Raw genomic sequence first — 17,570 nt, 5'->3', positions numbered from 1 at the left:
CTTGTGAGCACCACTCCCGATTGGGCGACCCGAGACGCGGCCGCCCCGCAACCGGTGCCGCCGCGCCGCGAACATCCCGCCGTCTCCCCGCAGACCGCCGCCGTCTTCGGCCGGCCCGACGGCGTGCGCGGATCGTTCTCCACCGAGCCCAGTGCGCAGCCGCAGCCGGAGATCGCGCCGCCGGACCCGGTACTGACCGAGGCGTTCAGCCGCCCCGCGGACGCACCCAGCTCGCTGCAGCGCGACCCGTACGCCACCTACGGCGGCGAGGTCGACGAGCCGGAGCCGGAGGACCCGTGGCGTGATCCGGCCAGCGGCGCGCACCTGGAGGCGCCCGCACTGAGCGAACCCGCGGCGGAGACCGCGCGGGATGCCGGACCCAAACTCGGCATCACCGATCTGCTGTTCGGGCGGCGCGTGCACTGGTGGGCGCTGGCCTCGCTGGGGCTGGTCGCCGTGCTCCTCGGTGTGGCCGGCGGTCTCGTCGGCCGCTGGACGGCCGAGGTGATTCCGCCGCTCAACTCCAATGCGGTGACCCTCGACGTGGACGACTCCACCGTGGCCTCGACCGATATCGCCAAGGTGGCCAAGGCCGTCGGGCCGGCCGTGGTGATGATTGAGATCCGCACCGCGGGCAGCGGTGGCTCGGGCTCGGGCTTCGTCGTGGACAAGATGGGCTACATCGTCACCAACAACCACGTCGTCTCCATCGCCGCCAACGACAAGAACGCCAAGCTCGAAGTGGTCTTCGCCGACCACTCCCGGGTGCCGGCGCGCATCGTCGGCCGCGACGTGAAGACCGACCTGGCCGTGCTCAAGGTCGACGACGTGGAGAACCTCACCGTCGCCAAGCTCGGCGATTCCAGCAAGCTCGAGATCGGGCAGCCGGTGATCGCCTTCGGCGCCCCCCTCGGGCTGGACCGCACCGTCACCACCGGCATCGTCAGCGCGGTGGACCGGCCGGTGCCGCTGCGCCCGGACGCCTCCTCCGACACCGACGCGGTGATCAACGCCATCCAGACCGACGCGGCGATCAACCCCGGCAACTCCGGCGGCCCGCTGGTCGACGCGCAGGGCCGGGTGATCGGCGTGAACACCGCGATCGCGGCCACCGGCGGCGGGTCCATCGGTCTGGGCTTCGCGATCCCGATCAACGAAGTGATTCCGATCAGCGAGGGGCTGATCAAGGACGGCAAGGTGACGCACCCGCAGATCGGGGTCACCGCGTCGACCGTCCGCAACGACCAGGTGTTCGGCGCGCGCGTCAAGGACGTGGCCGCGGGGAGCCCGGCGGCCGCCGCCGGACTGAAGGAGAACGACGTCATCACCGAGTTCGACGGCAAGCCCATTGAGGGCGCCGACGAGTTGACTGTGGCGGTGCGGACGTCGACCATCGGTCAAGAGGTGAAGTACACCTACTGGCGTGACGGACGGACCTTCACCGGCACCATGACGCCGCGCGCAGACTAGAGGGCGAAGCGATGTTCAGCAGTGTCGGATGGGGCGAGATCCTCATCATCATCGTGGCGGCCCTGGTGATCCTCGGGCCCGAACGCCTGCCCGGCGCCATCTCGTGGGTGATGCAGTCCATCCGCAAACTGCGCGACTACGCCACCGGTGCGTCCAAGGATCTGCAGGAGCAGATGGGCACCGACTTCGACTCGATCCGCGAGCCGCTGCAGCAGCTCAACGAACTCCGGCAGATGACGCCCAAGGCGATGGTCACCAAGCACCTGTTCGACGGCGACTCGTCGTCGCTGGACGGCTTGGAATCCTCGGTCCGGGATTCGCTGAGCCTGTCCGGTCCGGCACCGGCCAACCCGCACCCGGTCGTGCCCGCCGCCGAGGCGGCCACCGCGGAGGCCACCGGCGCCCCGCCGACCCCGGCGTCGCCGGCCACCCAGGTGGATGCGAGCCGATTGAACGCCGACGTGGCGCCGCCGCCGACCCGTGCCCCCCGCACGGTCGACGTCACCGACTGGGACGCCACCTAGCGCACCCGTCGACGTCGGACGTCAGTGGCGGACGGTGTCGATTCCCAGGCTCATGCCGGCCAGGCCGCGACGACGCACGGCGAGCTTGTCGGCGACGGCGCGTAGGGCCGCACCGGACGCGGACTCGGGGGCCGAGAGCACCACGGGCAGGCCGCTGTCGCCGCCCTCCCGCAGCTGCTGCTCCAGCGGCACCTGACCCAGCAGTTCCACCGGGGCACCCACGGCGCGGGTGAGACGCTCGGCCACCGTGGCGCCGCCGCCGGAGCCGAAGGGCTCCATGCGGCTGCCGTCGGGCAGTTCCAGCCACGACATGTTCTCCACCACGCCGAGGATCTTCTGGCGGGTCTGCAGGGCGATCGCCCCGGCCCGCTCGGCCACCTCGGCGGCGGCCTGCTGCGGGGTGGTGACCACCAGGATCTCGGCGCCGGGAATCAGCTGGGCGATGGAGATCGCCACGTCACCGGTGCCGGGCGGCAGGTCGAGCAGCAGCACGTCCAGGTCGCCCCAGTAGACGTCGGCGAGGAACTGCTGCAGAGCGCGGTGCAGCATCGGTCCGCGCCAGGTGACGGGGGTGTTGCCGTCGGTGAACTGGCCGATGGAGATGAACTTCACGCCGTGGTTGATCGGCGGCATGATCATCGACTCGACCTGGGTCGGCTTGGCATCGCTGCCGAGCATGCGCGGCACGCTGTGGCCGTAGATGTCGGCGTCGAGCACGCCCACCGACAGGCCGCGATCGGCCAGGGCCGCGGCCAGGTTCACCGTCACGCTCGACTTGCCCACGCCGCCCTTGCCGGAGGCGATGGCGTACACGCGGGTCAGGTTGCCGGGCTTGGCGAACGGGATCTCCGGTTCGGCCCGGTCACCGCGCAACTGCTTGCGCAGGGCGGTGCGCTGCTCGTCGTTCATCACGTCGAGTTCCACGCGCACCTCGCCGACCCCGGGGACGTCGGAGACGGCCTCGCGCACGCTGTCGCTGATCTGGCCGCGCATCGGACAGCCGGACGTGGTGAGGAAGATACCGACGTCCACGCTGCCGTCGGCCGCGACGGCGACGGACTTGACCATGTTCAGGTCGGTGATCGGTTTGCCGATTTCGGGGTCGGCCACCTTGCTCAACGCCGAACGGACAGCGGACTCGGTGGGGGTGCCTGGGGTGCTCACGCCATCCACCCTAGTCGGCCCGCCGCCGGGGTCTCAGCGGCCGGTGTTCGCGGTGGGTTTGGCGGTGGTCGCCTTGGGTTTGGCCGGGGCCGTCTTCTGCTGCGGGGCCGGCGCGGGACCGACGCCCGGCGGCAGGCAGATCGCGCCGAGGCAGTTCTGCGGCGGCGGTGTGGCCTTGGGCTTCGGCGTGGTCGGCGTGCTCGGCTTCTGGTCCTTCTTGTCGCCGGTCGCCTTGTCGTTGCCGGCCTTGTCCTTGGCTGCCTTGTCCTTGTCGTCCGGCTTGGGGGCCGAGTGGCTCATCTCCGGGATGCCGCCGGTGGGGACCACGCCGGTGGCGTAGGCCGCGGCCCACCCCAGAACGTTGTTGGCGTAGGCCACCGAGCGGTTGTAGCGCAGCACGGCACCCACGCGAGTGGGCTCGGCCATGATGTCGGTGACGCCCGCGCACAGGTAGCGGCCGGCCGAGTAGGTGGCATCGAAGATGTTGTCCGGATCGGACTTGCCGTCGCCGTTGGCATCCGAGCCCCACGACGCCCAGGTGCTCGGGATGAACTGCATGGGGCCCATCGCCCGGTCGTGGCGACCGTCGCCGTCCCAGCGTCCGCCGTCGGTGTCGGTGATGACCTCGTTGCCGGCCAGCGAGCCGTCGAGCACCGGACCGCGGATGGCGGTGCGGGTGTTGCCGTACTCGTCCACATTGCCGCCGCCGGCATGGCCGGACTCGATGCGTCCGATCCCGGCGAGCAGGTTCCAGGGCAGCTTGCACTGCGGGCTCTCGGCGGCGACGCGCGTGGCGGCCAGCTTGTAGGCCTGCAGCACCACACCCGGGATGCCGAGCGGGCCGTTCGGCAGATCGGCGGCGATCCGGAACTGCGGCGTGGCGGACGGAGCCGCCGGGGCCGGCGGGGTGAAGCCGTGCAGGGTGGTGGTGGAGGCGGGGACCGACTCGGCGACGGCGAGGACTTCCTGCTGCTCGACGGTGAGGTTGACGCCGGCGGCGGCGACGGGCGGTTGCGACTGCACGCTGGTGCTGGCCGAGGCGCCGGCCAGCATGGCCGCGCCGACCGCCGCGATACCCGTGGTGACGGCGGCGCCGCGCCACGGCATGCCACCGCCCGACCTGCCCGGCGGGCGCTTGAAACTGATCCCCATCGCTTCTGATTACTCCAGTCGAGACTGCTCGTCGATCGCGGTGTTGCGCCCGAGCCGATTCGTTGGTTCCCCCGGCGGACGACTGTGAGCCACCATACCTTGCACCCGTCAGGTGTGATCGGCGTTATCGATGATCCCGACCCGACCCGGACGGCTGGTCGTCACCGGCCGGCGGGGTCTGCGCGGCGGCGAGGCGTTCGACGAGGTCGTCGAGCAGATCGTCGAGTTCGCGACGCAGATAGTCGCGGGTCACGGTCTCGCCGACGGCCAGGCGCACGGCGGCCAGTTCGCGGGCCAGGAACTCGGTGTCGGCCTTGGTCTGCGCGGCGCGGCGACGATCCTCGTCGAGGGAGACCTTGTCCCGGTTCTCCTGCCGGTTCTGCGCCAGCAGGATCAGCGGTGCCGCGTAGGCCGCCTGCGTGGAGAAGGCCAGATTGAGCAGGATGAACGGGTACGGGTCCCAGCCCCAGGCGAAGACGCCGATGTTGAGGGCGATCCAGACGATCACGATGACGGTCTGAATGGCCAGGTAGGCACCGGTGCCGAGGAAGCGGGCGACTCGTTCGGCGTAGACCCCGATCACGTCGGCGTCGATGTTGGCCGAGAAGCGACGGCGGCCGTCGCTGGGGGTGTCCAGACGACGCTGATTCACTGGGTGCCCTCCGGCTCCTGGTCGCGCCAACCGCGGGGCAGCACCGCGTCGAGGAGGTCGTCGACGGCCACGGCGCCCAGCAGGTGGGCGCTCTCATCCACGACCGGGGCCAGCGCCAGGTTGTAGGTGGCGAAGAACCGGGTCACCTCCTCCAACGGGTCGTCCGGGCTCAACCGGGGGACGTCGTCGTCGAGGATGCCGGCCACCAGGTTCGCCGGGGGCTCCCGCAGCAGCGCCTGCGTGTGGACGGCGCCGAGGAAGGTACCGGTGGGGGTGCTGGTGGGCGGACGCACCACGAGGACCATGGTGGCGGTGGCCGAGCCGACGTCCGGGTTGGCCACGCGCGCCAGGGCCTCGGAGACGGTGGTGCCGGCCGAGACGATGATCGGTTCGGGGGTCATCACACCGCCAGCGGTGTCGGGGGAGTGGCGCAGCAGGCGGCGGACCGGCTCGGACTCCTCCGGATCCATCTGGGCCAGCAGGGCTTCGGCCTCGGCGGCGGGCAGTTCGCCCATCAGGTCGGCGACGTCGTCGGGATCCATCGCCTCCAGCACGTCGGCGGCGCGCGAGGGCTTCAGGCTGGCCAGGGTGGCGGTCTGTTCGTCGGTGGACATCTCCTGCAGGATGTCCGCGAGCCGCTCGTCGTCGAGGGCGCGGGCCAACTCGTTGCGGCGGGGTTCGGGCAGTTCGCGCAGCGCATAGGCCACGTCGGCCGGCCGCATGCCTTCGAACTGGGTCAGCGCCAGCTCGACGCCGTGGCCGGGGCGGTTCAGGTTCAGTCGGGTGAGGCCGTGCACGTGATTCCAGGTGACCACCACGGTCTCGCCGCGTCTGCGCAGCGGTCCCTTGCGCATGGTGCGCAGGGCCACCCGGCTGATCACCCAGTCCAGCGCCCGGGTGCGTTCGATCTCCAGGTCGACCACCGACAGATCGGCGTCGGTCAGCTCCGGATGATCCGGATCGTCGGTCTGCACGCGGCTCTCCAGGATCTGGCCCACCGCGAGCGCCTCGTTCGGGCGCAGAGCCAGCTTGCGCATGTTGACCCGACCGGTGGTCAGGGTGATCGCGTCGGCGTCGATGTTCGTCATCCGGCTCATCGGGACGAAGATACGGCGACGGGTGGCGGCCAGTTCGACGGCCAGGCCGAGCGCGCGGGGGCGCTGGCCGGGCAGGTACATCGAGACGATGACGTCCCGGACGCGACCGATCGACTCGCCGTCCGGGCCCAAGACGACCAGACCGACTAACCTGGCGACGAAGACCTTGAGCGTTGGCGTCATGGTCACCAGACTAGAAGCACACCGCGCGGCGATGTTCGCCGCTGGACCCGACAGGGGAGATCAATGACTCAGCCCATGCGCCAGACCCCCGGCCTGCCGACCAAGCCGACCGGCTGGCCCGTCGGCTCGTACGACACCTACGAGCAGGCCCAGCGCGCGGTGGATCACCTGGCCGACAACGAGTTCCACGTGGAGAAGCTGACCATCGTCGGGGTGGACCTGATGCAGGTGGAGCGCGTGCTCGGACGCTTGACGTGGGGCAAGGTGCTCGGTGGCGGACTGGTCTCGGGTGCCTGGTTCGGCCTGTTCGTGGGTCTGATCATCAGCATCTTCGTACCCGGCCAGGACTTCTGGATCCCGATCGCCTTCGGCGTGGTGGCCGGCATGGTCTTCGGCGTGATCAGCGGCGCCATTCCGTACGCCGCCACCCGGGGCCAGCGCGACTTCGCCTCGACCATGCAGCTGGTGGCCGGACGCTACGACGTCCTGTGCGACCCGGGCAGCGCCGAGCAGGCCCGCGACATGCTGGCCAAGCTCGCCATTTGACACGCGCGGGGACCCTTCCTGTGTGACAGGTCACTGGGTGCGTTACCCTACGACACACCAGGATTCACAGGCGTCCCACAGGTTCGCCGTTGTCACTGCGCGATAGGCGAGGAGGCGGGTCGGCGAGATGGTCCCAGAGGAGTCGGCGTCAGAGAAGGTCTCCGGTAACGGTCGTCGTGGTCGACGCCTGCGCACGCGGTTGGCGGTGGCGGCCGTCGCGGCCACCACGCTGGCCCCGGCGCTGGTGGCGTGCGGCAGCGACTACACCGCCGGAGTGATCAACGTGTACGCCCCGGCCGACGGCGCGGGGGAGATCACCACCCAGGCCGCCCTGTGCACCAAGAACTCCGGGGGAGCCTACGAAGCACGGGTGACCGTGCTGCCCAAGGACGCCGACGGCCAGCGCCTGCAGCTGGCCCGCCGCCTGGCCGGCAACGACAAGAGCCTCGACGTGATGGCGATGGACGTGGTGTGGACCGCCGAGTTCGCCAACGCGGGCTGGCTGGTGCCGGTGCCGGACGCGCACGCCGCCGAGGTGGAGCGGACCAACCTGGCCGGTCCGGTGGAGACCGCGATGTGGAAGCGGCCCGACGACGAGGCGGCGCGCCTGTACGCGCTGCCGATCTGGACCAACACCCAGCTGATGTGGTTCCGGCCCGACGTGCTCCGCCAGTACCTGGGGGCCAAGGCGAAGACGCCCACCACCTGGGACGACATGATCGCCGACGCCACCGCGATCTACAAGAAGGACAAGAAGGGTCCGACGCAGATCCTGGTGCAGGGCGGCCAGTACGAGGGCCTGATGGTGTGGTTCAACTCGGTGCTGCAGAGCGCCGGCGGCAACATCTTGGACCCCGACGACCCCAGCAAGCAGACCCTGAACGACACCCCCGAGCACCGGGCGGCGACGGTGAAGGCCCTGCAGGTGCTCAAGGCCGTGGCCACCTACCCGGGCGCCGACCCGTCGATCACCAACTCCAACGAGGGCACCGCCCGCGACGGCATGGAGAAGGGGCAGGCGGCCTTCGAGATCAACTGGCCCTTCGTCTTCAAGTCGGCCCGTGACAACGGCGCGGCCGGTTCGATCGACTTCTTGAGCGCGCTCACCAAGTACGCGGACAAGATCGCCGACACCGAGAATCCGCCGACCGCCAAGGAACTCGTGCCGATCAACCGGATCCTGCGCAAGAGTTTCGATTTCGCGCCCTACCCGGGGGTGAGTGAGGACCTGCCCGCCAAGTCGACGCTCGGCGGATTGAACATCGCGGTGGCCGGCACGTCCCAGCAGCCGGAACTGGCCGCCGAACTGGCCGCCTGCCTCACCAGCCGGGACGCGCAGCGGGTGTACGCGCTCGAGGGCGCCCTGCCGCCGACGGTCACGGCCCTCTACGAGGAGCCCGACTTCAAGGTGGCCTACCCGATGGGCGACGACATCCGCCTGCAGCTCGAATCCGAGCACGTCGCACCGCGCCCGGCCACACCGCAGTATCAGGCGGTCTCCACCCTGGTCACCGCCACGCTGAGTCCGGTGGGTGCATGGGATCCGGAGACGATGGTCGACCAACTCGCCGAACAGGTTCAGAAGGCGATCGACGGGGAAGGGATCATCCCATGACCACCGGTGACGAGAACGCTCCCGGCGGCGGCGAGCCGCAAGACCCGGTAGCGCCGGTCCACTCCGACATCTGGGTGCCGCCGGAGTCGGTGCAGCGTCCGTCGACGCCGCCTGCCCCGCTGCCGCCCCTCCCGCACGCGCCGGGCGTCACGCCGTCGGCCGCGGCGGATCCGGCCTCACCGGTGCCGGCCGTCCCGTCGGCGCCCGCGTCGTCGGCGGCCTCGGCGACCGGTTCGATCGCCGACCTGCTCGACGACAGTCCGCCGCCGCCCGCGGAGGGTCGCAAGCGGCGCGGCCGGACGTCGACCAGCGCGCGGCAGTCCAGCGAACGCAAGCTCGCCTACTGGCTGGTGGCCCCGGCCGCCCTCGTGATGCTGGCGGTCACCGGGTATCCGATCCTGTACGCGTTCTGGTTGTCGATGAACAAGGCGACGCTCACCGCGCCCGACGACAACGAGTTCATCTGGTTCTCCAACTACGCCACCGTGCTCTCGGACAGCTACTGGTGGAACTCGCTGTGGGTGACGCTGTTCATCACGGTGGTGTCGGTGGTGATCGAGCTGGTCCTCGGCATGATGATCGCGCTGGTGATGCACCGGACCATCTTCGGCAGGGGCACCATCCGCACGGTCGTGCTGATTCCGTACGGCATCGTGACCGTGGCCGCGGCCTTCTCCTGGTACTACGCCTGGACCCCGACCACCGGCTACCTCGCGAACCTGCTGCCCGACGGCACCGACCCGCTGACCAGCCAGTGGTCGTCGCTGTTCATCATCATCCTGGCCGAGGTCTGGAAGACCACGCCGTTCATGGCGCTGCTGCTGCTGGCGGGTCTGGCCCTGGTGCCCGACGATCTGCTCAAGGCCGCCCAGGTCGACGGCGCGGGTGCGTGGACGCGGCTGTGGAAGATCATCATTCCGCTGATGAAGCCGGCCATCCTGGTGGCACTGCTGTTCCGCACGCTCGACGCGTTCCGGATCTTCGACAACATCTACATCCTGACCAAGGGCAACCACGGCACCGGATCGGTCTCCATGCTCGGCTACAACAACCTGTTCAAGGCCTTCAACCTGGGCGTCGGGTCGGCCATCAGCATCCTGATCTTCCTGTGCGTGGCGATCATCGCCTTCATCTTCATCAAGATCTTCGGCGCCGCGGCGCCCGGCTCGGACAACGAGGGGCGGTAACCGGTGAATCATCTCAATCGCCGCGTCGGCTGGACCGTCGCCAACGTACTGGTGATCCTGTACGCCGTGGTTCCGCTGTGGTGGATCATGAGCCTGTCGTTCAAGTCGCCGGCCACGGTGCTCGACGGCAACTTCATCCCGCGCGAATGGACCCTGCAGAACTACCGCGCGCTGTTCGCCGACGGCGTCCTGACCCAACTGCTCTGGGCCCTGCTGGGCCTGGCGATCGGTGCGGCCGTCCTCGGCGGGGTGCTCTGGCTGCGCAAGCGCGCCGTCGCCGACCACAATCAGCAGGTCGAACTGGCGCTGCGCATCGTGGCGATCCTGGCCTCGATCGGCCTGGCCGCGGGGGTCATCTGGGGCGTCGTGCTCCCGCTGACCGACGGCGGCAACTTCGGCAAGCCGCTGCTCAACTCGATCGGCGTCGGCCTGATCACCACGGCCATCGCGGTGGTGCTGGGCACCATGGCCGCCTACGCCATCGCCCGCCTGGAGTTCCGCGGCAAGAAGGTGCTGGTGGGCGTCGCGCTGCTGATCGCGATGTTCCCGCAGATCTCGCTGGTGACGCCGCTGTTCAACATCGAGCGCAGCCTCGGCCTGTTCGACACCTGGACCGGCCTGGTGATCCCGTACGTGGCCTTCGCGCTGCCGCTGGCCATCTACACGCTGTCGGCGTTCTTCCGGGAGATCCCGTGGGACCTGGAGAAGGCCGCCATGATGGACGGCGCCACCTCGGCGCAGGCCTTCCGCCGGGTCATCGTGCCGCTGGCCGCACCGGGGGTGGTGACCGCCGCGATCCTGGTGTTCATCTTCGCCTGGAACGATCTGCTGCTGGCCCTGTCGCTGACGTCCACCGACAATGCGATCACCGCGCCGGTGGCCATCGCGAACTTCACCGGCAGCAGCCAGTTCGAGGAGCCCACCGGCTCGATCTCCGCGGCCGCCGTCGTGATCACCATTCCGATCATCATCTTTGTGCTCTTCTTCCAACGTCGTATCGTGGCCGGTCTGACCTCCGGCGCGGTGAAGGGATAACCCATGGCCGACATCGTTCTGGAGAACCTCTCCAAGCAGTACCCGGACGGCTCGATGGCCGTGCAAGACGTGAACCTGGAGATCGCCGACGGCGAGTTCGTGATCCTGGTGGGCCCGTCCGGCTGCGGCAAGTCGACGACGCTCAACATGATCGCCGGCCTGGAGGACATCTCGTCCGGCACGCTGGCCATCGGGGGCGAGGTGATGAACGACATCGCGCCCAAGGACCGCGACATCGCCATGGTCTTCCAGAGCTATGCGCTCTACCCGCACATGACGGTGCGGGAGAACATCGCCTTCCCGCTGACCCTGCAGAAGCTGCCGAAGGCCGAGATCGCCACCAAGGTGGCCGACGCCGCCCGGATTCTCGACCTGGAGGAGTTCCTCGACCGCAAGCCCGCCAACCTGTCCGGCGGGCAGCGCCAGCGCGTGGCGATGGGACGCGCCATCGTGCGGCACCCGAAGGCCTTCCTGATGGACGAGCCGCTGTCGAACCTGGACGCCAAGCTGCGCGTGCAGATGCGCACCGAGATCGCCGAGCTGCAGTCGCGACTGGGCGTGACCACCGTGTACGTGACGCACGACCAGACCGAGGCGATGACCCTCGGCGACCGCGTCGTGGTGATGCGCGCCGGACTGGTGCAGCAGGTGGGTGCGCCGCAGGAACTCTACGACCGCCCGCGCAACCTGTTCGTCGCCGGTTTCATCGGTTCCCCGGCCATGAACTTCATCCCGGGTCGCCTCACCCCGACCGGGGTGGACACGGCGGTGGGGCCGATCGACCTGCCCGACATCGACCGCGTGGCGGCCAACGCCCAGCAGCTCGGCGGTTCCGGAGAGGTCCTCGTCGGTGTGCGGCCCGAGCACCTGGTCGACGCCGCCCTGCTGGAACCGGGGCAGGAGACCGGCCTGGTGACCTTCGATGCCACCGTGGACATCGTGGAGTCGATGGGCTCGGACAAGTACTACTACTTCTCCCTGGGGCACTCCGGGCAGAGCGCGGACCTGCTCAACCAGCTCGCCGAGGACCTGGGTGCCACCACCAGCGGCGGCCAGAAGGTGGCCCGGCTGCAGCCGGCCACCAACGTGCCCCGTCGCGGCACCCTGCATCTGGCCATGGACCCGCGGAACCTGCACGTCTTCGACACCGATTCGGGTCTGTCCCTGCGCCTGTGAACGCCATCGCCGACCTCGTCACCGCCCACCTGACCGACGCGCTCGGCGCGGACCCGCAGCGGGCCTCGGTGACCTTCCTGGGCGTCGAGCCGATCGACGTCCTGCGCTTCGCCGACCTCGCGCGCGGCGAGGTGGTCTTCGCGACCGTCGGCTGCGCCCGGCACCCGATGCACGACCCGTCGGACCTGGCCCCGGACCCGCAGCGCGGGCCGCGGGCCGAGCTGACCGTGCGGATGCGGCCCGCCGCGCCGCTGCCCGGGCTGCACCGATCCCTGGCCACGGTGGCCGCGGCGCCGTCGGTGGAGGGGCTGATCCTGGCGGAGGATTCGCTGATCGATCTGCAGGAGCCGCTGTGGGGCGGCGCGATCTGCTCGGCCTTCCTGCTGACCGGCGAACCCGACGTGGCCGAGCTGCCGCTGGCGGACCCGGCCGACCCGGTGCGTTTCCTGCGCGCGGTGCCGATCACCGCGAACGAGGCGGCGTGGGTGCGTTTGAAGGGCGCCGACGCGCTGCGGGAGGCGTGGGCCGAGGCCGACGTCGACCCGGCCGACCCGACCCGCGGCGGCGTCACCCCGGCCTGAGCGGTTACAGCCAGCGATTGCGGTGCAGTAGTCGCCACAGCAGGATACAGGCGACGAACAGGACCAGCAGCAGCATCGGGTACGACCACCGCCAGGACAACTCGGGCATGAACTCGAAGTTCATGCCGTACAGGCCGGCGACCATGGTCGGCACCGCGGCGATCGCGGCCCACGACGAGATCTTGCGCATGTCGGTGTTCTGCTGGATTCCGACCTTGGTGGCGGCCGCGTGCAGCAGCGAGGTGAGCCGGTCGTCGTACTCGCCGATGCGCTCGATGACGGTGACCAGGTGGTCGCGGACGTCGCGGAAGTGCCGCTGTACCTCCTGCTCCCGGAACGACCCGGCGTGCTCGCCGCGCAGATAGGGCGGGTGCGCACCGTCGTGCCCGGCGAGCCAGGCGAGCGGCTCGGACAGCGGCGCCACGGCGCGGTGCAGCTCCATCACCTCCCGTTTGAACAGGTACACCACGTCGATGTCCAGATCGCTGGTCGCCACGGTGAAGACGCGTTCCTCCACCTCGTCGACGTCGGGCGCCATCTCCGAGACCACCGCCAGATAGGTGTCGACCACGTGATCGGCAACCGCGTGCACCACCGCGGCCGGGCCGAAGGCCAGCGTCTGCGGCCGCGCCTCCAAGCGGGCCCGGACACCGGCCAACTGGGTGTGTTCGCCGTGCCGGACGGTGATCACGAAGTCGCGGCCGGCCAGCAGCATGATCTCGCCGCCGTCGACGATGTCGTTGGCCCGTTCCAGGCTCTCGTGGGCCACGTACGACATGGACCGCAACACCAGGAACACCGAGCCGTCGTACAGTTCGAGCTTGGGTCGCTGATGGGCCTCCACCACGTCCTCCACGGCCAGCGCGTGCAGGCCGAAGACCCTGCCGACCTGGTCCATCTGCGCCTTGCTGGGGGCGTGCAGGCCGAGCCAGACGAAGCCGGTGCCGGTGGCGCGCACGTGGGCGTAGGCCTCGGTGAAGTCGCGGAACCCGGGTTCGCGGCGGCCGTGCACGTACACGGCGCAGTCGATGACGGCGCGATCGGGCGCGACCGTGGGACGCGCCGGTCGGGGGCGACCTGCGCCCGCGGAACCTCGAGGAAGTGGAGACACGTCGCGATCGTACCCAGCGGGCGCGCGCGGCGGGGCCGGTCGCGGCCGGGCACGGTGGACTACCGTGGGCTGCGATGACGAACACCAAGCGGGCCCTCACCGCGCTCCTCACGCTCCTGGCCGCGGTCACCGTGCTGACCGCCTGCGGCGACGACGCCGCCGACGATGCGCCGCTGCGTATCGGTTCCGCGTCGACGCCGACGATGCGGGCGGCCGCCGCGGTCTACGCGGTGGGTCTGAGCCGGGCGGGGACGCCGGCGACCGTCGACCCGGCGGCGGTCGGGACCGACGCGCAGCTGCTGGAAGAGCTCAGCACCGGGGACATCGACCTGTTTCCGGCGTTCACCGGGGACCTGCTGACCCGGCTGTCCACCAGCCCCGAAGCCCTCGGCGGCGAGGCGCTGTTGACCGAGGTGGCCCGGGCGCTGCCGCAGGGCGTGGCGGTCGGGGATCCGACCGGGGTCAGCAACCGGCCGCAGCTGCTGCTGGCCGCCGGCCTGCGGGAGCGCTACGGCGTGGAGACCCTGGCCGACTGCGGGCGGCTGCCCGCCGGCATGCCGCTGGTGGTGCTCGAGCAGGATGCGGACACCCCGACGGCGTTCGCCGCGTGCCGTCCGGGCCGGGTGGAGCAGGTGTCCGAGGCCCGCACGGTGATCGACCGGGTCGCCGACGGCGGGGCCCTCGGCGTGCTGCCCGCCCTGACCACCGCGAGCGCGGGCGATCTGGGCGACGTGCGGATCCTGCAGTCCGAGGACGCGCCGCGGGCCCAGGACCTGGTCCCGGTCTACCGCAGCGCGGCCCTGGACAAGGCGGCCCTCAAGCAGCTGAGCCGGATCGCCGGCGAACTGACCACCGGGGTGCTCGCCGAACTCGGTGCGCGCGTGGCGCGCGGCGAGGATCCGAGCGCGGTGGCCGCCCAATGGCTGGCCACCGGCGCGGTCTCATGACACGCGGGACATGCCCCACTGGGTGATCTTGGCCGTGATGCCCTGGTAGTACGAACCGACCAGGCGCACCCCGAGATCGATCAGTTTGGCGTCCGCGCCGACCAGCACGCGCGCGTTCTCCTTCTGCACCGCCCGCAGAATGATGTCGGCGGCCTTCGGCGCGGAGGTGTTGGCTAGGTACTTGTCGAAGAACGCCGCCGTCGCGGCCGCATCGTGGTCGCCGGAGGCGGTGGCGTTGCGCGCGATGGCGGTCTTGATGCCGCCCGGGTGCACGCAGGTCACCGCGACGTTGTGGCCGGAGATCAGCATTTCCTGGCGCAGTGCCTCGGTGAAGCCGCGGACGGCGAACTTGGCGGAGTTGTACGCCGCCTGCCCGGGCTCGGACAGCAGCCCGAACAGCGAGGAGACGTTGACGATGGCGCCGTCGCCGGAGGCGATGATGGCGGGCAGGAAGGCCTTGGTGCCGTTGACCACGCCCCAGTAGTCCACGTCCATGATGCGTTCGATGTCCTTGAACTCCATCGTCTCCACCTCGCCGTGGTGGGCGATACCGGCGTTGTTGATGACGGCGTTCACGGTGCCGAAGTGCTCGACGACGGCGTCGGCGTAGGTCAGGAACGCCTCCCGCTCGGCGACGTTGAGCAGCTGCGAGTGGACCTCGCCGCCGGCCTCGGTGACGAGGCGTTCGGTGGTGGCCAGACCGTCGGGATCGACGTCGCTGATGGCGACCTTGGCGCCGCGCTGGGCGAGTTTGATCGCCAGTTCCCGGCCCATGCCCGAACCGGCGCCGGTGATGACGACGACCTTGTTGCGGAAGTCCTTCATAGTGCTTCTCTTTCGTTCTGGGGGAGGGTGGTTTACACGCCGACGGCGGCCGCGGTGGCGCCGGACGGGGCGGACACCACGTCGGTGTCACCGCCGATGGTGACGTCGTAGGCCGCGATGTCGAAACGGCGGGTCGCGTTGCGGAATTCGAAGGTGAAGCCGGGCCACAGTGCGGTGATGTTGCCGTTACGATCCTTGTACCAGGACGCGCAGCCGCCGGTGACCCATACCGAGGACTTCAGCTTGCTCTGCAGCTTGTCGTTGTACCGCTGCTGCGCCGGCTCGGTGACCTCGGTGCGGACGATGCCGGCCGCGCGGGTCTTGCGCAGGTAGTCCATCAGGTAGTTGAGCTGCGATTCGATCATGTAGACCATCGAGGTGTGGCCGAGTCCGGTCGACGGACCGATCAGCAGCGCCATGTTGGGGAAGCCGTGCACGAAGGTGCCCTTGTAGCCCTGCATGCCGATCTCGTCCCAGACCTGTGCCAGGCTGCGCCCGCCCACGCCGACGATGGTGTCGAAGACGGGGGAGTCGGTGACGTGGAAGCCGGTGGCCACGACGATGACGTCGACGGGATGCTCGACCCCGTCGGCGGTGACGATCGCGTCGGCGGTGATCGAGGCGATGCCGGAGGTCACCAGGTCGACGTTCGGCTGATCCAGGGTGGGATACCACTCGTTGGACTTGAGGATCCGCTTGCAGCCGACGGCGAAGGTCGGCGTCACGTCGGCGCGCAGCTTCGGGTCGCGGATACCGCGGAAGATGTGGGCGCGGCAGAGGGCTTCGACCGGCTTGAGCGCCTTGGGGGCGTAGGTCATGCCCGCGGCGACCGCCTCGTTGGCGGTGTAAATGGTGCCGCGAATCAGATTCTGCAGGCCGGGGACGTGCTTGAAGGCCCAGTTCTCCACCGGCAGGTACGGGCGCTCGTTGCGCGGGACGATCCACGGCGCGGTGCGCTGGTACACGTCGAGGTGGCCGGCGACCTTGCCCAGCTGCGGCACGATCTGGATGGCGGAGGCGCCGGTGCCGATCACGGCCACGCGCTTGCCGGTGAAGTCGTAGTCGTCGTCCCAGCGCGCGGAGTGGATCATGGCGCCGGCGAAGGTGTCGATGCCCTCGATGTCGGGCAGGTTCGGCTCGCACAGCGGGCCCACGGCGCCGATCATCTGCTTGGCGCGGATCTGACTCGCGGTGCCGTCGCGCTCGATGTCCAGCACCCAGGTCAGGGTGTCCTCGTCCCACTGCGCGCGGCGCACCTCGGTGCCGAACCAGGTCTTCTCGGCGACGCCGTACTCGGCGGCGACACCGTTGATGTACCGGTGGATCTCCGGCTGGTGCGAGTACGACCGGCTCCAGTCGGGGTTGAGCGCGAACGAGTAGGAGTACAGGTGGGAGGGGACGTCACAGGCGGCGCCGGGGTAGACGTTGTCGCGCCAGGTGCCGCCGAAGTCGACGCCGCGATCGAGGATCAGGTAGTCGTCGAAGCCGTTCTCGGCGAGTTTGACGGCTGCACCCAGCCCGGAGAAGCCGGCCCCGACGATCGCGATCTCTACATCGTGTGTTGTCATGGTTCTCACCATAGGGCCGTGTTGACCCCCCGTCAATAGGTTGTTGAACCTTTGTCAATAGTCGCTTAGGGTGGGGCTATGGCGACCTCCGACACCGCGACCGGTGCATCTTCCGTGCCGCGCCGGACCCGGATGAGTCCGCAGCAGCGGCGTCGTCAACTGCTCGATTTCGGTGAGGAACTGGCCACCGAGCAGCCGCTGGAGAACGTGACGATCGAAGCCGTCGCCGAGCGCGCGGGCGTGTCGCGGGCGCTGATCTTCCACTACTTCGAGTCCAAGCAGGACTTCCACCTGGCCCTGGTGCAGGAGTGGGCGGAGCAGATGCAGGCGCGCACCCTGCCGCCGCCGGACCTCGACGATCCCGTCGCCATGCTGACCGCCTCGATGTCGGCGTACATCGACTACGTGGCCGAGAACGGCGACCAGTTCATCGCGGTGCTGCGCGGCTCGCTGAGCGCCGACCCGGCGATGCGCAACGTGGCCGAGTCCACGCGCGCGGACCTGACCCGTCGCATCCTCCATCACGCGCCGGCCTTGGGGATCGAGGCGACCGCGGCGGTGCAGGCGGCGGTGCGCGGCTGGACCGCCTTCGTCGAGGACGTGATGATCCGCTGGATCACCGATCCGCAGTTGACGCGCGAGCAGGTGCTCGCCCTGCTGGTGGGTTCGCTGCCCGCGCTGGCCGGCGCCGCGTCGCTGGTCGACTGATCACCGGGGTTCCCCGTTTGCGTCGTCTG

Annotated in this window: 17 protein-coding genes; 10 read left to right on the top strand and 7 right to left on the bottom strand. The window is 69.8% G+C overall.

All coding sequences use genetic code 11. The annotated features are described in order from the left end of the window. Positions 1–3 precede the first annotated feature (3 nt). Complete coding sequence (locus ACFFJD_RS01450) at positions 4–1,470, top strand: S1C family serine protease (protein WP_382359821.1); 1,467 nt, start codon at positions 4–6, stop codon at positions 1,468–1,470. Between the two features lie 11 nt (positions 1,471–1,481). Continuing rightward, positions 1,482–1,994, top strand: a complete 513-nt coding sequence (gene tatB, locus ACFFJD_RS01445; RefSeq protein WP_382359818.1) for a Sec-independent protein translocase protein TatB — start codon at positions 1,482–1,484, stop codon at positions 1,992–1,994. Positions 1,995–2,015: 21 nt separating this feature from the next. Here the strand turns inward: tatB and ACFFJD_RS01440 are convergent, their stop codons facing one another. From ACFFJD_RS01440 to ACFFJD_RS01425, 4 genes are all read right to left on the bottom strand, one after another. Continuing rightward, on the bottom strand, positions 2,016–3,158 hold the full coding sequence (locus ACFFJD_RS01440; protein ID WP_382359815.1) for an Mrp/NBP35 family ATP-binding protein: 1,143 nt from the start codon (positions 3,156–3,158) through the stop codon (positions 2,016–2,018). 33 nt (positions 3,159–3,191) lie between these two features. Continuing rightward, a complete protein-coding gene (locus ACFFJD_RS01435) occupies positions 3,192–4,310 on the bottom strand; it encodes a lytic transglycosylase domain-containing protein (RefSeq protein WP_382359812.1) in 1,119 nt (372 codons plus the stop codon). Positions 4,311–4,434: 124 nt separating this feature from the next. Then, the gene (locus ACFFJD_RS01430; RefSeq protein ID WP_382359809.1) at positions 4,435–4,962 is read right to left on the bottom strand and encodes a DUF1003 domain-containing protein; all 528 of its coding nucleotides are present in this window, start codon (positions 4,960–4,962) and stop codon (positions 4,435–4,437) included. After that, complete coding sequence (locus ACFFJD_RS01425) at positions 4,959–6,242, bottom strand: magnesium transporter MgtE N-terminal domain-containing protein (protein WP_382359806.1); 1,284 nt, start codon at positions 6,240–6,242, stop codon at positions 4,959–4,961. Before ACFFJD_RS01425 ends, ACFFJD_RS01430 begins: the two co-directional genes overlap by 4 nt. Before the next feature lie 63 nt (positions 6,243–6,305). Here ACFFJD_RS01425 and ACFFJD_RS01420 point away from each other — a divergent pair, with 63 nt between their 5' ends. From ACFFJD_RS01420 to ACFFJD_RS01395, 6 genes are all read left to right on the top strand, one after another. Beyond that, positions 6,306–6,788, top strand: a complete 483-nt coding sequence (locus ACFFJD_RS01420) for a general stress protein (protein WP_382359803.1) — start codon at positions 6,306–6,308, stop codon at positions 6,786–6,788. A 127-nt stretch (positions 6,789–6,915) separates the two neighbouring features. Then, positions 6,916–8,403 carry an extracellular solute-binding protein gene (locus tag ACFFJD_RS01415; protein WP_382359800.1) on the top strand — a complete coding sequence of 496 codons (1,488 nt, stop codon included), beginning with the start codon at positions 6,916–6,918 and terminating at the stop codon, positions 8,401–8,403. Continuing rightward, on the top strand, positions 8,400–9,590 hold the full coding sequence (locus ACFFJD_RS01410) for a carbohydrate ABC transporter permease (protein ID WP_382359797.1): 1,191 nt from the start codon (positions 8,400–8,402) through the stop codon (positions 9,588–9,590). The genes ACFFJD_RS01415 and ACFFJD_RS01410 overlap by 4 nt, the downstream gene beginning before the upstream one ends. A 3-nt stretch (positions 9,591–9,593) precedes the next feature. Then, complete coding sequence (locus ACFFJD_RS01405; protein ID WP_382359794.1) at positions 9,594–10,625, top strand: carbohydrate ABC transporter permease; 1,032 nt, start codon at positions 9,594–9,596, stop codon at positions 10,623–10,625. A 3-nt stretch (positions 10,626–10,628) separates the two neighbouring features. Then, positions 10,629–11,801: an ABC transporter ATP-binding protein gene (locus ACFFJD_RS01400; RefSeq protein ID WP_382359791.1), complete on the top strand. Its 1,173-nt coding sequence runs from the start codon at positions 10,629–10,631 to the stop codon at positions 11,799–11,801. After that, positions 11,798–12,382, top strand: coding sequence for a suppressor of fused domain protein (locus ACFFJD_RS01395; RefSeq protein WP_382359788.1), 585 nt, complete (start codon positions 11,798–11,800; stop codon positions 12,380–12,382). The genes ACFFJD_RS01400 and ACFFJD_RS01395 overlap by 4 nt, the downstream gene beginning before the upstream one ends. Positions 12,383–12,386: 4 nt before the next feature. On the opposite strand, the gene ACFFJD_RS01390 is transcribed toward ACFFJD_RS01395, so the two are convergent. Further along, entirely contained in the window at positions 12,387–13,493 is a 1,107-nt protein-coding gene (locus tag ACFFJD_RS01390; RefSeq protein ID WP_382359785.1) for a magnesium and cobalt transport protein CorA, read from the bottom strand. 74 nt (positions 13,494–13,567) lie between these two features. On the opposite strand from ACFFJD_RS01390, the gene ACFFJD_RS01385 reads away from it, so the two are divergent. Further along, positions 13,568–14,440 carry a glycine betaine ABC transporter substrate-binding protein gene (locus tag ACFFJD_RS01385; protein ID WP_382359782.1) on the top strand — a complete coding sequence of 291 codons (873 nt, stop codon included), beginning with the start codon at positions 13,568–13,570 and terminating at the stop codon, positions 14,438–14,440. On the opposite strand, the gene ACFFJD_RS01380 is transcribed toward ACFFJD_RS01385, so the two are convergent. Both ACFFJD_RS01380 and ACFFJD_RS01375 read right to left on the bottom strand, forming a co-directional pair. Continuing rightward, the gene (locus ACFFJD_RS01380; RefSeq protein WP_382359779.1) at positions 14,435–15,265 is read right to left on the bottom strand and encodes an SDR family NAD(P)-dependent oxidoreductase; all 831 of its coding nucleotides are present in this window, start codon (positions 15,263–15,265) and stop codon (positions 14,435–14,437) included. The two genes, ACFFJD_RS01385 and ACFFJD_RS01380, sit on opposite strands and share 6 nt — an antisense overlap. A 32-nt stretch (positions 15,266–15,297) precedes the next feature. After that, positions 15,298–16,833 (bottom strand): flavin-containing monooxygenase, encoded by a 1,536-nt coding sequence (locus ACFFJD_RS01375; protein WP_382359776.1) that lies wholly within the window; start codon positions 16,831–16,833, stop codon positions 15,298–15,300. A gap of 78 nt (positions 16,834–16,911) precedes the next feature. Here ACFFJD_RS01375 and ACFFJD_RS01370 point away from each other — a divergent pair, with 78 nt between their 5' ends. Next, complete coding sequence (locus ACFFJD_RS01370) at positions 16,912–17,541, top strand: TetR/AcrR family transcriptional regulator (RefSeq protein ID WP_382359773.1); 630 nt, start codon at positions 16,912–16,914, stop codon at positions 17,539–17,541. Positions 17,542–17,570: the final 29 nt, after the last annotated feature.

The organism is Gordonia phosphorivorans (assembly GCF_042432625.1).
GTDB classification, from domain to species: domain Bacteria; phylum Actinomycetota; class Actinomycetes; order Mycobacteriales; family Mycobacteriaceae; genus Gordonia; species Gordonia phosphorivorans.
The sequence above is the reverse complement of the archived record's forward strand: the minus strand, read 5'-3'. Positions and strand labels throughout refer to the sequence as shown.

Coding starts and splice junctions, on each gene's coding strand:
- tatB (WP_382359818.1), top strand. CDS start 1,482: ATGTTCAGCAGTGTCGGATGGGGCGAGATCCTCATCATCATCGTGGCG.
- ACFFJD_RS01435 (WP_382359812.1), bottom strand. CDS start 4,310: ATGGGGATCAGTTTCAAGCGCCCGCCGGGCAGGTCGGGCGGTGGCATG.
- ACFFJD_RS01425 (WP_382359806.1), bottom strand. CDS start 6,242: ATGACGCCAACGCTCAAGGTCTTCGTCGCCAGGTTAGTCGGTCTGGTC.
- ACFFJD_RS01420 (WP_382359803.1), top strand. CDS start 6,306: ATGACTCAGCCCATGCGCCAGACCCCCGGCCTGCCGACCAAGCCGACC.
- ACFFJD_RS01415 (WP_382359800.1), top strand. CDS start 6,916: ATGGTCCCAGAGGAGTCGGCGTCAGAGAAGGTCTCCGGTAACGGTCGT.
- ACFFJD_RS01410 (WP_382359797.1), top strand. CDS start 8,400: ATGACCACCGGTGACGAGAACGCTCCCGGCGGCGGCGAGCCGCAAGAC.
- ACFFJD_RS01400 (WP_382359791.1), top strand. CDS start 10,629: ATGGCCGACATCGTTCTGGAGAACCTCTCCAAGCAGTACCCGGACGGC.
- ACFFJD_RS01385 (WP_382359782.1), top strand. CDS start 13,568: ATGACGAACACCAAGCGGGCCCTCACCGCGCTCCTCACGCTCCTGGCC.
- ACFFJD_RS01380 (WP_382359779.1), bottom strand. CDS start 15,265: ATGAAGGACTTCCGCAACAAGGTCGTCGTCATCACCGGCGCCGGTTCG.
- ACFFJD_RS01375 (WP_382359776.1), bottom strand. CDS start 16,833: ATGACAACACACGATGTAGAGATCGCGATCGTCGGGGCCGGCTTCTCC.
- ACFFJD_RS01370 (WP_382359773.1), top strand. CDS start 16,912: ATGGCGACCTCCGACACCGCGACCGGTGCATCTTCCGTGCCGCGCCGG.